The sequence below is a fragment of the Halomonas sp. LMYGS-3 genome, assembly GCF_059509875.1.
In genome coordinates this window covers 1-14164 of sequence record NZ_JCAKFQ010000006.1, presented here as the reverse complement: position 1 = coordinate 14164, position 14164 = coordinate 1, and the positions used below count along the sequence as shown (strand labels likewise).

General features: G+C 67.6%; 15 protein-coding genes. 10 read left to right on the top strand and 5 right to left on the bottom strand.

The window, feature by feature from the left end; genetic code table 11:
• Positions 1-5 precede the first annotated feature (5 nt).
• The 6 genes from AC5W54_RS07330 to AC5W54_RS07305 all read left to right on the top strand — a co-directional run bounded on the left by AC5W54_RS07330 (position 6) and on the right by AC5W54_RS07305 (position 5242).
• On the top strand, positions 6-1058 hold the full coding sequence (locus AC5W54_RS07330) for a branched-chain amino acid ABC transporter permease (protein ID WP_495961416.1): 1053 nt from the start codon (positions 6-8) through the stop codon (positions 1056-1058).
• A gap of 3 nt (positions 1059-1061) precedes the next feature.
• Positions 1062-1829 (top strand): ABC transporter ATP-binding protein, encoded by a 768-nt coding sequence (locus AC5W54_RS07325; protein WP_495961415.1) that lies wholly within the window; start codon positions 1062-1064, stop codon positions 1827-1829.
• Positions 1826-2557 (top strand): ABC transporter ATP-binding protein, encoded by a 732-nt coding sequence (locus tag AC5W54_RS07320; RefSeq protein ID WP_495961414.1) that lies wholly within the window; start codon positions 1826-1828, stop codon positions 2555-2557. The genes AC5W54_RS07325 and AC5W54_RS07320 overlap by 4 nt, the downstream gene beginning before the upstream one ends.
• 21 nt (positions 2558-2578) lie before the next feature.
• Positions 2579-3790: a benzoate/H(+) symporter BenE family transporter gene (locus tag AC5W54_RS07315; RefSeq protein ID WP_495961413.1), complete on the top strand. Its 1212-nt coding sequence runs from the start codon at positions 2579-2581 to the stop codon at positions 3788-3790.
• 49 nt (positions 3791-3839) lie between these two features.
• Complete coding sequence (locus AC5W54_RS07310) at positions 3840-4649, top strand: universal stress protein (protein WP_495961412.1); 810 nt, start codon at positions 3840-3842, stop codon at positions 4647-4649.
• Between the two features lie 137 nt (positions 4650-4786).
• Positions 4787-5242 carry an aminoacyl-tRNA deacylase gene (locus tag AC5W54_RS07305; protein ID WP_495961411.1) on the top strand — a complete coding sequence of 152 codons (456 nt, stop codon included), beginning with the start codon at positions 4787-4789 and terminating at the stop codon, positions 5240-5242.
• Positions 5243-5328: 86 nt separating this feature from the next.
• Here AC5W54_RS07305 and AC5W54_RS07300 read toward each other — a convergent pair whose 3' ends face one another.
• A complete protein-coding gene (locus AC5W54_RS07300) occupies positions 5329-5568 on the bottom strand; it encodes a YMGG-like glycine zipper-containing protein (RefSeq protein WP_495961613.1) in 240 nt (79 codons plus the stop codon).
• 313 nt (positions 5569-5881) lie between these two features.
• On the opposite strand from AC5W54_RS07300, the gene AC5W54_RS07295 reads away from it, so the two are divergent.
• Positions 5882-7591 (top strand): DEAD/DEAH box helicase family protein, encoded by a 1710-nt coding sequence (locus AC5W54_RS07295; protein ID WP_495961410.1) that lies wholly within the window; start codon positions 5882-5884, stop codon positions 7589-7591.
• Here the strand turns inward: AC5W54_RS07295 and AC5W54_RS07290 are convergent.
• Positions 7588-8475, bottom strand: a complete 888-nt coding sequence (locus tag AC5W54_RS07290) for a LysR family transcriptional regulator (RefSeq protein WP_495961409.1) — start codon at positions 8473-8475, stop codon at positions 7588-7590. The two genes, AC5W54_RS07295 and AC5W54_RS07290, sit on opposite strands and share 4 nt — an antisense overlap.
• A 134-nt stretch (positions 8476-8609) precedes the next feature.
• On the opposite strand from AC5W54_RS07290, the gene AC5W54_RS07285 reads away from it, so the two are divergent.
• The 3 genes from AC5W54_RS07285 to AC5W54_RS07275 are packed head-to-tail and all read left to right on the top strand — an operon-like array spanning position 8610 to position 11601.
• Complete coding sequence (locus AC5W54_RS07285; protein ID WP_495961408.1) at positions 8610-8822, top strand: hypothetical protein; 213 nt, start codon at positions 8610-8612, stop codon at positions 8820-8822.
• Complete coding sequence (locus AC5W54_RS07280) at positions 8815-10278, top strand: sodium:solute symporter family protein (RefSeq protein ID WP_495961407.1); 1464 nt, start codon at positions 8815-8817, stop codon at positions 10276-10278. Before AC5W54_RS07285 ends, AC5W54_RS07280 begins: the two co-directional genes overlap by 8 nt.
• 18 nt (positions 10279-10296) lie before the next feature.
• The gene (locus AC5W54_RS07275; protein WP_495961406.1) at positions 10297-11601 is read left to right on the top strand and encodes an amidohydrolase; all 1305 of its coding nucleotides are present in this window, start codon (positions 10297-10299) and stop codon (positions 11599-11601) included.
• Between the two features lie 89 nt (positions 11602-11690).
• Here AC5W54_RS07275 and gfa read toward each other — a convergent pair whose 3' ends face one another.
• The 3 genes from gfa to AC5W54_RS07260 all read right to left on the bottom strand — a co-directional run.
• Positions 11691-12401 (bottom strand): S-(hydroxymethyl)glutathione synthase, encoded by a 711-nt coding sequence (gfa, locus tag AC5W54_RS07270; protein ID WP_495961405.1) that lies wholly within the window; start codon positions 12399-12401, stop codon positions 11691-11693.
• Between the two features lie 85 nt (positions 12402-12486).
• Positions 12487-13596, bottom strand: coding sequence for an S-(hydroxymethyl)glutathione dehydrogenase/class III alcohol dehydrogenase (locus AC5W54_RS07265; protein WP_495961404.1), 1110 nt, complete (start codon positions 13594-13596; stop codon positions 12487-12489).
• A gap of 162 nt (positions 13597-13758) precedes the next feature.
• Positions 13759-14164, bottom strand: a 406-nt coding sequence (locus AC5W54_RS07260; RefSeq protein ID WP_495961403.1) for an SPASM domain-containing protein, incomplete at its 5' end; no start/stop codon positions are given.

Sequence of the window (14164 nt, the reverse complement as noted above, 5' to 3'; positions counted from 1 at the left end):
GAGACATGTTGCATAGATATCCCAAGCGCGTCGCCGTCATCATGCTGGCCCTGCTGGCCATCGTCGCGACCTTCCCGCTCTGGGGGCCGGCGCTGTTCGGCAGCCAGTCGGACTTCATCCTGGAGAAGCTGACCCTGATGGTGATCCTGGCGCTGTTCGCCATGAGCCTGGATCTGCTGGTGGGCATCGTCGGCCTGGTCAGCCTGGGCCACGCGCTGTTCTTCGGCCTCGGCGCCTATACCCTGGCGCTGGCCAGCCCCGACTTCGATGCGGCCTCGCTGTGGTGGATGCTGCCGCTGGTCATGCTGGTGGCCGCCGTCGCCGCCCTGGTGGTGGGCCTGCTGGTGATCCGCACCAAGGGCATCTTCTTCATCATGACCACCCTGGCCTTCGGTCAGATGCTCTTCTACCTGATCAGTACCGCGCCGTTCGCCGGCGGCACCGACGGGGTCTTCATCATGTTCCGGCCCAGCGTGGAGGTCGGCGATACGGTGCTGCTGAACCTGGATAATCCGCTGACCTTCTTCTACTTCTGCCTGGGGGTGCTGGTCGTCGGCTTCCTGTTCCTGCGCTGGCTGACCCGCTCCTACTTCGGCCAGGTGCTCGACGGCATCCACGACAACGAGCACCGCATGCAGGCGCTGGGCTATGCCACCGGCGGCTACAAGCTGGTCGCCTTCGTCATCGCCGGGGTCCTCGCCGCCATCGCCGGCATGCTGGCCGCCATGCAGTACGGCTTCGCCAACCCGGCACAGCTCGGCTGGCACACCTCCGGCGAGGTGCTGATGATGCTGATCCTCGGCGGCATGGGCACCATCTTCGGCCCGATCCTCGGCGCCTTCGCCTACGAGATCCTGCTCTATATTTACGAGCACCTGACGGTGCACTGGCCGATCCTGATGGGCTTGACCATCATCGCCGCCGTGCTGGTGCTGCCGCGGGGCATCGCCGGGCTGATCATCGCGCCGCCCTGGAGGCGCAGGAAGGCACCGGTCGTCGAGGAAGAGGCCGCCGTCCCGCTCCTCCAGCCCACCAGCATCCCGCAGAAGGAGGGATAAGCCATGCGCCAAGAACCGATCCTGGCCACCCATGGCCTGACCCGCCGCTTCGGCGGCCTAGTGGCGGTCAACGGCGTCGACTTCGACGTCAGGCCAGGCGAGATCCACGCCATCCTCGGGCCCAACGGCGCCGGCAAGAGCACCCTGATCAACCTGCTGTCGGGGGAGATCCCGCCCTCGGCGGGCGAGGTGCTCTTCCACGGCAAGCCGATCCAGGGCAGGAGCGTGCGCCAGATCGCCCGCATGGGCATCGGCCGCAGCCACCAGAAGACCAACATCTTCCCGCGCCTCAACTGCCTGCAGAACTGCGAACTGGCCGCCCGCATCCACCTGGGCGGCGTGTTCGGCAGCTGGCGTTCCCGCCAGCGGGCACGCCAGGTCAGCGAACGGGCCCTCGAGGTGCTCGAGACCTGCCATCTGGTCCATCGCGCCTATACCCCGGCCGCTGACATGAGCTATGGCGAGCAGCGCCAGCTGCAGATCGCCATGGTGCTGGCCACGGCCCCCACCCTGATGCTGCTCGATGAACCCATGGCCGGCATGGGCCGCGAGGAGACCGTGCAGGTCACGGAACTGCTCGAGAGCCTCACCGACCGCTACACCCTGGTGCTGATCGAGCACGACATGGACAGCGTCTTCCGCCTAGCCGACCGCATCACCGTGATGGTGGACGGCTGCGTGCTGGAGAGCGGGCCCACCGAGCAGATCCGCGCCAGCGAGAAGGTGCGCGACGTCTATCTCGGGCGCCACCACGAGGAGGCTACGGCATGACGGCACAACAGCAGATCACCCCGCTGATCGATGCCCGCGGGCTGCATACCTACTATGGCGAGAGCCACATCCTGCACGGAGTCGACCTCACCCTGATGCCCGGCGAGACGCTGAGCCTGCTGGGGCGCAACGGCATGGGCAAGTCCACCACGCTGAAGTCGATCCTGGGCTTCGTGCCGCCGCGCCGCGGCGAGGTGCGCATCAAGGGCGTCCCGGCGTCGAAGCGACGCCCCTGGCAGCTGATCCGCCAGGGCATCGGCTACGTGCCCGAAGGGCGCGGTATCTTCCCGGGCATCAGCGTGCGCGAGCACTTGATCATGGCCGCCCGGCCCAACGAGCGGGGTGAGTCGCCCTGGACGCTGGAGCGCGTGCTGGACACCTTCCCGAGGCTCGGCCAGCGCATCAACCACGACGGCTCCTTCCTCTCCGGGGGCGAGCAGCAGATGCTCTCCATCGGGCGGGCGCTGACCCTCAACCCCGACCTGATGATCCTCGACGAGGCCACCGAGGGACTGGCGCCGCTGATCCGCGACGAGATCTGGAAGATCATCCACGAGATCAAGGCCTCCGGCATCGCCACCATCATCGTCGACAAGAACATCGACAACCTGCTGGAGGTGGCCGAGAAGCACATCCTGCTGGTCAAGGGTGAGGTGGTCTACAGCGGTGACTCTCAGGGCCTGAAGGCCGATCCCACCATCCTCGACACCCACCTCGGCGTCGCCTGAGGTGTGACGGAGAGACGTTGCATGCGACTTCACAAGGATTGGTCGATACCCGCGATCACCGCCGGCTTCGTGGCGGTGCTGGTCTCCTACTCCGGCCCCCTGGCGATCTTCTTCCAGGCGGCCCAGAGCGCCGAGATCTCGGCGGCCATGATGACCTCCTGGGTGTGGGCGATCTCCATCGGTGCCGCCGTCTCGGGCATCCTGCTCAGCCTGTGGCTCAAGGTCCCGGTGGTCACCGCCTGGTCGGCGCCGGGTACGGCGCTGCTGGTCACCCTCTTTCCGGGGCTGTCGCTCAACGAGGCGGTAGGGGCCTACCTCACGGCGGCGGCGCTGCTCTTCGTGGTAGGCGTGACCGGCTCCTTCGACCGCATCGTCCAGGCCATCCCGCCCGGCATCGCCAGCGCCATGATGGCCGGCATCCTCTTCCAGTTCGGGGTCGGGGTCTTCGTCTCCCTGGAGTCGGTGCCGGCGCTGGCCATCGGCATGATCCTCGCCTACCTGGCCTTCAAGCGCCTCAACCCGCGCTACAGCCTGATCCTGCTGCTGATCGTCGGCGTGGTGCTGGCGGTGGTGCTGGAGGGGGCGAGCCTGCGCGGCGTCTCGCTCCAGTTGGCCGAGCCGGCGTTCATCCGTCCCGAGTGGACCTGGAACGCCACCCTGAGCCTGGCCATCCCGCTGGTGCTGGTCAGCCTGACCGGGCAGTTCCTGCCCGGCATGGCGATCCTGCGTACCTCGGGCTACAACACCCCGGCCAGGCCGATCGTCACCGTGACCAGCCTGACCTCCTTCGTGACCGCCTTCTTCGGCGGCATCACCACGGTGGTGGCGGCCATCACCGCCGCCATCTGCACCAGCAAGGAGGCCCACGAGGACCCCGGCAAGCGCTACGTGGCCGGGGTGGCCAACGGCGTCTTCTACCTGATCGGGGGCACCTTCGCCGGCACCATCGTGCTGCTTTTTACCTCGCTGCCCGGCGAGTTCGTGGCGATCCTCGCCGGGCTGGCGCTGATCGGCGCCATCACCAGCAACGTCAGCGCCTTCGCCGCCCACAAGGACCACCTGGAGGCCTCGGTGATCACCTTCATCGCCACGGCATCGGGCATCAGCTTCCTGGGGCTGGGGTCGGCCTTCTGGGGAGTGGTGGTCGGCGCGCTGGCCTATGCCCTGCTGCACAGGCCACTGCCCGGACTGGGGCGCCGGGCCGGGCGGGAACCGGCCCGCAGGTCATCCTGACCTCCACGACCGACATTTCAACAACAACGCGATCCAGAGGAGTCCGACGATGGACAAGATGCATGTGGCGATGGATGAGAGCGACGCCTCGCTGCGGGCCATGGCGCTCGGCCAGCACCTGGCCCGGCAGCTGGCGGTGCCGCTCTGCGTGACCTCCGTGGTGGCCGGCGAGGAGCGGGCCGAGGCCCGGCGCGCGGCCCTGCAGTCGCGCCTGGCGGACCAGCAGGCGGGGGATGTCACTATCGAGGTGGCGGTCCACGAGAGCGCCAAGGCCTACCTGGGCCAGCTGGCCGGCCGCGACGACGTGGGGCTGTGCATGATGGCCCACGGCCGCCGTCCAGTACCGGAGATGCTGATCGGCAGCGTCACCGCTGGCGTCGTGCGGCGCGCGAACCGGCCGGTCTTCCTGTGTGGGCCGCGCTACGCCCCCGAGCGTCATACCCGGGTGGAGACGCTCATGGTGTGTGTCGACGGCTCCGCCCTCTCCGAGGCGATCCTGCCCCATGCGGTGGCCCTGGCCGAGCGCTTCGCGGCGCGCCTGCAGCTGCTGCAGGTGATCGAGGCGATCGGCGATCTCCCCGAGGGGAGCCAGCATGGCGACGTCATGGAGTCCAGCTACCTGCACGGTCTGGCGCGGCGCCTGGCTCGGGATCACGGCATCCAGGCGGACTGGGAGGTACTGCACGGCGATCCGGCGGACGCCATCGTCAGCTACCTCCATGACGGCGAGAACACCCTGCTGGCCATGACCACCCACGGGCGCAGCGGCCTCTCCCAGGTGGTGGCCGGCAGCGTCACCCATGAGGTGGTCCACGAGGCGCCCTGCCCGGTGGCGGTGTGGCGGCCGCAGGTAGTGTAATGCCAGGGCAGGGTGCCTGGGTCACCCCCCCCCCCCCCCGTTGCCGGGCAGCTGGATAACGTCGCCCTCCCAATCATCGGCGAGGCTGACTAGGCTATCGATAGGCCCCTTGAATGCCCCTCGGGAGGGGGATTGCCATGTCCATGGAGCGCGTCACACGTTTTCTCGATGACAACGGCGTGAAGTACGTCATCCAGCAGCACTCTCCGGCCTATACCGCCCAGGAGGTCGCCGAGGCGGCCCATGTGCCCGGTCGCCATTTCGCCAAGTGCGTCATGGTCGAGATCGATGGCCGTCTCGCCCTGGCGGTTCTGCCGGCCACCGATCGCGTCGACCTTCAGCGGCTGGCTCGGTCCGTCGGTGCCCAGTCCGTCGAGCTGGCCAAGGAGGCGGACTTCGAGGACCGTTTCCCCGAATGCGAGCCAGGCGCGATGCCGCCCTTCGGCAACCTCTTCGAGCTGGAGGTGTTCGTCTCGCCACACCTGGCCGCGGCCGATCTCATCTCCTTCAATGCCGGCAGCCACCGTGAGGTCATGCAGCTCGCCTACAGTGTGTTCGACCGGCTCGTGAAACCGGTGGAAGTGGCGATGTAAGACTGGCGAGTGGATGGCTGGATACGGACCGGAAACGACGATGCCAGGCCCGATTGGGCCTGGCATCGTCGGCAGGGAAGGCGAGGTCAGTAACGATGACGACGGCTCAGGTCGATGTCGTCACGGTCGGTGGCCGCCCCGGCGGCGGCGCCCAGGCCACCGCCGATCACCGCTCCCCGTGTGATGCTGCCGCCGGTCATGGCCGCGGCGCCGCCGCCGATGGCCGCTCCCACGCCGGCGCCACTCAGCGCGCGTTCTCCGGTGGTGGTGCCGCAGCCGGTGAGTCCCAGGGCCAGCAAGCTGGCCAGCAGACCGATAGACAGCATTCGCATATGGCTTCCGTTCATCGAGGGATCCCTGTTCGAGGTTGACCCCTGGAGCATAACCGGCCCGCACGGAAGTTGCAAAACACTGTTTTTTTATTCTCGTCCGTTGTCCCGCCTGCGGGGTGCCAGGTCTCAGGGGCGACTACCCTGTACCCGTCTCTGGCACTGACCGGCGATCGTGGTGACTCACGAGGGCCACTGTGCCGGCGGTCAAGCTCCTGCGGGGATTGCTCCACGAGGCAAAGTCGGTCAATGTCGTTCCATGACCGCGGGCCTTCATGCCCCACTCCACAACACGCACCTGGCTCCCGCTATGCCCGATCGAGATGGTGCCGAGTTTTCGGCGTGGAACCCCGGCCTGGAGGCCGACCTGCCCAGGCGCTACCACGCCCTGGAGACCATTCATCACGCGGCCAACGTCTATTCCTGCCTCGCCGACATGCCTGAGCTGAGAGCCCTCACCGGGCTCGAGGAGGAGGAGCTGGTCGCGTTCCGCCCGGAGCGCTTGATGCTGCACGAGCTGATCGTGCAGGTGACGGCCGATATCATGGTATCCGAGGGCGAAGAGGAAGAGGCCCTGGGACAGGACTTTCGCCGCATCACGCTCAAGATCCTGACCGACTACCTGACTCCCCATCTGCCGGCGTTCCAGGAGGAGTATGACCGACTGTCTGAGGCGATACACGGCAAGGTGGGCGACATCCTCGCCGCGGCCTTCGCCCCCGAACCGGTGGCGGCCGATCCCGAGCCCGTCTCCTTCCTGGCCCGATGGTTCGGCAACCGTCCTGCCCCGCGACAGCAGACGGATCGCCGCTCCCTCCAGGAACGGCATCATGATGCGATCCAGGACATCAAGCAGCAGGGGTTGGCGGCCCAGGACGAACGGGAGCAGGCCATCTACAAGAGCGCTTACCGTGTCCTGAATTCGATCGCTGGCGTTCAGGGCCATATCGGGGTGGACCGAGGGGTGTTGGCGAGGTTGATCACCCGGCATGCCTGTAACGACTTCGGCAGTCGCCTGATCGGCCGCCTGGTGGCGCCCCATGTCGAACGGGCCATGCAACACGAGGGGTACGGCCGGATCCCCTGCGCCAGGGAGCCGATCCTGATCAGCCTCAAGGGGGCCTCGGCGGCGGGCAAGAGTTCCCTGCGGCACATTTTGAAAGACAGCCTGCGGGACCTGGGCATCCAGCCGGAGCAGTACGGCACCATTACTCCCGACATCTGGCGCCGCCTACTGCTCGACTATGACGCCCTGGGCGAGGCCTACAAGTATGCGGGCCGCCTGGCCAGCAAGGAGGTCAAGCTGATCGATGCCAAGCTGGACCGCTACATCCGCGACAAGGCGCAGCGGGACCGCACCATTCCGAACCTGCTGATCGATCGGTTTCGTTTCGACAGTTTCTCCTCGGAAACCGTGTCGCGGCTCCTGGATGACACCTATGCGAAATATGTCTCCACCATGCACATCTACTTCATCGTCACCCCGCCGGAGGCCACGGTGGAGCGGGGCTGGCAGCGGGGACTGGAGCGGGGACGCTACAAGGCGGTGTCGGACTTCCTGGGACACTGCGTGGAGGCCTACGACGGCATACCCAAGCTGTTCTTCAAGTGGCTGGGTAGCCCCTATCCCCGGTTCAAGTATGTGTTCCTGGACAACAGCGTCCCCAAGCACACCCCACCGACGGCCATCGCCTACGGCAGCCGCGAAGCGCTTCACATTCTGGATCCCCTGGGCCTGGTCAACGTCGACCGCTACAAGAGGATCAACACCGCGGCGACATGCCCGGCGGAGGTCTATCCCGGCGACGACACCCTGGCGGTCAGCAGGAACTGCGCGTTTCTCAAGCGCTGCATCGCGAAAGTGCCGGAGGTGCGCTTCGTCGACGAGGCGACCGGACAGGTGTACCTGCGAGCTACCGCAGGCCGCTTCTCGGTGGAGGATGCCACGCTCCTGCGGGCCAGGCGGGAGGACCCGAACCTCGCGGCGCTGTTCGCCGTCCTGGGGGTGCCCGAGCGCTAGGCGCGCAACCCCACCAGCGCGATCAGGTTGCGCAGCGCCGGCGAGTCGTTGTCCGGGCGCCAGGCGAACCACAGCGGCATGTCGCACTCGTCCAGCTCCGGCAGGCGCAGGAAGCGGATCCCCGGCATGGGGTGGCAGCTGCTGGCGGCGGGCAGGATGGCGATGCCCAGGCCCGCGGCTACCATGCTGAGGATGGCGATGTTATCGGCGCCGTACTGCACCACCCGGGGGTGGAAGTCGAGGCGCTGGAAGTGGGCCTGCACGCGGTCGTAGTAGACCGGCGAGGCGCTGCGGAAGCCCCAGACGAAGTCGGCGTCGGCCAGTTCGGTGAGGGTCGTCGGCGGGGCGCTGGCCCAGGGGGAGGCCTCCGGCACGGCGAGCAGCAGGTGGTCCGGCCGCAGCGGGCGCGCCTCGAGCCCGGGGTGGCCGCCATCGTCGAGGTAGAGGATGCCGGCGTCCAGGCTGCCGTCCCGCAGCCGCTCCAGCTGGGGCCCCGACAGCAGCGGGAAGACCTCGAAGGCGACCCGGGGATAGCGGTCGCGATAACGCCTCAGTAGCCCTGCCACTTCCGGGACCCAGAGGTGGGTCACCGTCACTCCCAGGCTGACCTTGCCGATCACCCCCTGACCCAGCGCCGAGAGGCGCGCCTTGAGCCGAGTGCGCCGGTCGAGCAGCTCCTGGGCCTCCTCGTAGAGGGCCTGGCCCGCCACCGTGAGCCGCATGCCCCGGGCATGACGGTCGAACAGCCGCGTCTCGAGATCCTCCTCCAGCAGGCGGATCTGGCGGGTGAGGGCGGGCTGGGCCACATGCACCCGGCGGCTCGCCGCCGAGATCGAACCTTCTTCCACCACGGCGACGAAGTAGTGGAGCTGACGAAATTCCATGGACGGGCTCCGGCTTTGTCCATATCAAACTGATATGGATGGGATTCAAAATGGATATTTTTTCTATCCCTTGGCCTGGGCCATAGTCAAGGCACAACCCATAACAAGACTCGCTGCGGCGAGCTGGACGACCCATGACCAAGACCTACCATCTCCTGACGGGGCTGCACTTCGCGGTGTGCACCCTGGCCATGATCTGGCCCGGCGCCCTGATCGCCAATCGCATCGAGCCCACCGTGCTCGGGCTTCCCTTTCTGTTCTTCTGGTACGCCCTGTGGATGCTGGTGCTGTTCGCCGGCATGTGGGTGGCCTTCGTGGTTCGTCACGGGGGTGACCGCCATGAATGATTCCCTGATCGTTGTCGGCATCACCCTGACCTACCTCGCCCTGGTGCTCTGGGTGGGCCTGCGCGCCCGCGGCCAGCAGAGCGCCAGCCTGGAGGGCTACGTGGCCGGCGGCCGCCATGTGGGCGTGGTGATCCTCTTCTTCATCCTCGGCGCCGAGATCTTCTCCGCCTTCGCCTTCCTGGGAGCGCCGGGCTGGGCCTACCAGCATGGGGCACCGGCCTTCTACATCCTCGCCTACCTGTCGCTGGTGCCGATCACCATCTGGGCCATGGGTCCCCGGGTCGCGGCGCTGGGGCGCCAGAAGGGCTACCTGACCCAAGGCGACATGATCGCCGACCACTACCAGAGCCGGCCGCTGGGCATCCTCGCCGGGGTGATCGGGGTGCTGGCGCTGGTGCCCTACCTGACCATCCAGATCGCCGGGGCCGGCCTGCTGTTCCAGGCCGCCACCGACGGCCTGATTCCCTTCTGGCTCGGCGCCCTGCTGGCCTTCATGGTGGTCGCCGCCTACGTCTTCTGCAGCGGCCTGAACGGCATCGGCTGGACCAACCTGATCCAGGGCATCATGATGATCGCCATCGCCTGGTTCCTCGGCCTGTCGATCTCCGAGCGCCTCTACGGCGGGGTGGGCGAGATGTTCAGCCAGATCCAGCTGACCATGCCCGAGTACCTGACCATGCCCGGGGCCACCGGCATGAACTGGGGCTACTTCAGCACCGCGGTGCTGGTGAGCGCCTTCGGCGGCGCCATGTGGCCGCACCTGTTCATGAAGTTCTACTCCGCCGACAGCGGCAAGACCCTGCGCAAGGTCAGCGTCTTCTATCCGCTCTACGCCTACCTGCTGGTGCCGCTGCTGTTCATCGGCTTCGCCGGCATCCTGGTGTTTGCCGACGACCCCCTGGTGCGCTCGGACACCGTGCTGCTGCGCATGGTCATGGACGTGGCCGACTTCTCCCCCTGGGTCATCGGCCTGATGCTCTCCGGTGCGCTGGCCGCGGCCATGTCCACCGGCGCCAACCTCGCGCATACCGCGGCCATCGTGCTGGTGCGCGATGTGATGGGGCCCACCCTGATGAAGCGCGCCAGCGAGAGGACCACGGTGAGCGCGACGCGCTGGAGCGTGCTCGGCCTGTCGCTGATCGCCTACCTGTTCGCCCTGGCCAATCCCTCATCGCTGGTGCTGCTGCTGCTCGGCGCCTACGGGCTGATCGTCCAGCTCTTCCCGATGGTCATCGGCGCGCTGTTCATGCCGCGGCTGCGTCGCGCCAGCGTGATGGCCGGCGCCCTGGCGGGAAGCGTGGCCTACCTGCTGATGGATTTCGTCTGGAGTTCTCCACTCGGCTGGCACGCCGGCGTCTGGGCCATGCTGCTCAATGTCGGCGTCGTGGCGGCCTGGCAGTGGCTCGGCCACGCCTCGCGCAATGGCCACCCTGTGTCCAGCACCCCAAGTCACTAAGCCGCCATGGAGGCCATGATGACAACGCAATCTCCCACACTGGATATCAAGGGCGCGATTCGCGCCCGGGTGGAGGCGACCCTCGAGGAGGTCCAGGCGCTCTATCGCCAGCTCCACCGGACTCCCGAGCTGCCCTTCCAGGAGCACCGGACCAGTGCGCGACTCGCCGAGGCCCTCGAGGCGTTGGGCTATGAGGTGACCCGTGGCGTGGGCGGCACCGGCGTGGTGGCGCTGCTGCGCAACGGCGAGGGGCCCACCGTGATGCTGCGTGGCGACATGGATGCGCTGCCCATCGAGGAGGAGACCGGGCTCGCGTTCGCCAGCCGGGAAACCGCGACGACGGAAGAGGGGAACGAGGTGCCGCTGATGCACGCCTGTGGCCATGACTTGCACAGCAGCTGCGTGGTCGGCGCCGCCGGCGTGATGGCGGCGCTCCGGGAACGCTGGAGCGGCACCCTGATGCTGGTCTGCCAGCCGGCCGAGGAGGTCTTCGGCGGGGCGAAGGCGATGCTCGACGATGGTCTCTACGAACGCTTCGTCCGGCCCGACGTTGTGCTCGGCCAGCACAACATGCCGGCGCTGGCGGGCACCGTCGGGCATATCGCCGGCCGCGCCATGGCCGCCTGCACCAACCTGGCGGTGACCCTTCACGGGGCGGGCGGGCACGGCTCCATGCCCGCCCAGACGGTGGACCCGGTGGTGATCGCCGCCCATGTGGTGACCCGCCTGCAGGCCATCGTCTCCCGTGAGGTGCCGCCGGAGGAGACCGTGGTGGTCACCGTCGGCAAGCTGCACGCCGGCACCCAGGCCAACATCATTCCCCACACCGCCGAGTTGGAGATCAATATCCGCAGCTTCGACAACGCCCTGCACCGCCAGGTGGTGGCCTCCATCGAGCGCATCATCCGCGCCGAGTGCGAGGCCGGGCGCTCACCGAAGCCCCCGGTGTTCCGGGTGCTCAACGAGACCATCGCCCTGCACAACGATCCCGTGGCGGTCGAGCATGTGCGTCGCGCCCATGCCGCGCACTTCGGTGAGGCCAGCCTCTACGCCATGCCGCGGCTCAACGGCAGCGAGGACTTCCCCTTCTTCGGCAATGCCGAGGCAGGCGGTTTCGGCGGCGAGGATATTCCCTATGTCTACTGGTTCATCGGTGCGACACCGGAGACACGCTGGGCCGAGACCCCGGGTGCCGACGTGGTACAGAAGATGCGCCACCTGGAGATGCCGCACTCCCCCTATTATTTCCCGGGCAACGAGGTGACCCTGCGCACCGGCATCGAGGCCATGGCCACCGGTGCCCTGGCCTACCTGGCGTGTTGAGGCCGGGATGGGCTGGTGGCTGGCACCGGACGTGACACGCCCGGGCCCGCACCTCGGCGGGCCCGGGCATCTCGTGGCGTCTCGCTCGCTCAGAGCACCCCCTTGGCCTTGGCGGTATGGGTGGCGATGGCGTCCATCAGCGGCGGTGAGAGGCAGTCGTAGGGCTCCAGCCCCAGCTCCTTGAGCCGGCCGCGGACCTTGTCCATGTTGTCGGGGTTGGCGCCGGATTCGATGATCGAGGAGACGAAGGCGGCGAACTCCGGTGCCGCCCAGCCGCTGTCGTCCGAGAGCTCGGTGTGGATGAAGTCCAGGCCGTGGAAGGGGTGGTCGGTGTTCTCGATGCGGCCGAACATGTGAACCCCGCAGCCCTTGCAGGCGTGGCGCTGGATGGCGGCGGAGGGGTCGACGACCTCGAGCTTGTCCTCGTTGGCGGTCACTCTGAGCTTGTCGCGCGGCACCACGGCGACCATCGAGAACAAGGCACCCTCGGGTTTCCAGCACTTGGTGCAACCACAGACATGGTTGTGGGCGCACTGGGCGTCGACGGTCACTTCGACCTTGTTGTCGGGGCAATGGCAGCGCAGGGTGCCGCCATTGAAGCTGTCGCTACCGGCACGCACGCCGTTGTCCACGGCGGGATGGATCCTGATGTCGCTCATGGTCGTTGCTCCCTGGGGGGTGGCTGCTGCGGAAGATGCCGGTGGGGGATTCGCCGGCCGGTCACGGCTCTGCTGATGAGTGGTGGAGGGTGTCGCCCCCTGGCCGCCGAACCAGCGCTTCAGGGTATCCATCAGGCTCATGGGCTTCCGCTCCTCTTGTAGTCTTGTCAGCATGGTGATCACCTGCGTCGTTGTGATCAGGCGGTATCAGTCAGTCATGCAGCCCTCAGTAGTGAAGCACCGTCCGGATACTCTTGCCCGCGTGCAGCAGCTCGAAGGCCTCGTTGATCTGCTCGAAGGGCAGGTCGTGGGTGATGAAGTCGTCGATGTTGATCTCGCCGTTCATGTAGCGCTCCACGTAGCCCGGCAGCTCGGTGCGGCCCTTGACCCCGCCGAACGCCGACCCCTTCCACACCCGCCCCGTCACCAGCTGGAACGGCCGCGTGCAGATCTCCTCGCCGGCCCCGGCCACGCCGATGATCACCGACTCGCCCCAGCCCTTGTGGCAGCACTCCAGCGCCGAGCGCATCACGTTGACGTTGCCGATGCACTCGAAGGAGTAGTCGACCCCGCCGTCGGTCAGGTCGACGATCACCTGCTGGATCGGGTCGCCATGGTCCTTGGGATTGACGAACTCGGTGGCGCCGAACTGCTTGGCCAGTGCGAACTTGTCGGGGTTGACGTCGATGGCGATGATCCGCGAGGCCTTGGCCATCACCGCCCCCTGGATCACCGCCAGCCCGATGGCGCCCAGGCCGAACACGGCGACGGTCGAGCCCGGCTCGACCTTGGCGGTGTTCATCACCGCGCCGATGCCGGTGGTCACCCCGCAGCCGAGCAGGCAGATCTTGTCCAGCGGCGCCTCCTTCGAGACCACCGCCAGCGACACCTCGGGCAGCACGGTGTACTCCGAGAAGGTGGAGGTGCCCATGTAGTGGTGCAGCATCTGGCCGTCGAGCGAGAAGCGCGAAGTGCCGTCGGGCATCACCCCCTTGCCCTGGGTGGCGCGCACGCTGCCGCAGAGGTTGGTCTTGCCGGAGAGGCAGAACTTGCACTGGCCGCACTCGGCGGTATACAGCGGGATGACGTGGTCGCCGGGGCGCAGGCTGGTGACGCCGGGCCCCACCTCCTCGACGATGCCGGCCCCCTCGTGGCCCAGCACCGCCGGGAAGTTGCCCTCCGGGTCGGCCCCGGAGAGGGTGAAGGCGTCGGTGTGGCAGACGCTGGTGGCCGCGATGCGCACCAGCACCTCGCCGGCCTTGGGCCCCTCGACGTCGATCTCGGTCAGCTCCAGCGGCTGGCCCGCGGCCAGGGCGACGGCGGCGCGTGATTTCATATGGACTCCCCCCGGGGTGTTGTTGTGACTATCCGTTGTCGGGTGTCGTCACGATCATGCTGGCGGTGATGTCAGTCTAGGTGAGCCACAAGGGGGGGATTGTGTCGCAGCGACACAAGTGCGTTGCCGTCCAGCAACATTGCTGCGTTCACCCCGGCGCGGTCAGCCGCGACAGAACACCCGCGACTCGCGCGCGTTGCGCGGCGTCAGCGCTGTCAGCGGGCGGCTGTCGTCGGCGGCCTCGGCACGCGCGGCCTCGATCCGGTGGTGCTCCGGCGACAGGTCGCACACCGGGTCGGCGGCGGCGGGATCGCCGGTCAGCAGGTAGGCCTGGCAGCGGCAGCCGCCGTGGTCCCGGTGGCGCTCGTCGCAGCTGCGGCACGGCTCGACCATCCAGGCCTCGCCGCGGTAGCGGTTGAAGGCGGCGCTGTCGTACCAGATCTCGCGCAGCGGCTGCTCGCGCACGTTGGGGAAGGCCATCGGCAGGAGCCGGGCACTGTGGCACGGCAGCACCGCGCCGTCGGGGGCCACGGTCATGAAGATCGATCCCCAGCCGCCCATGCAGGCC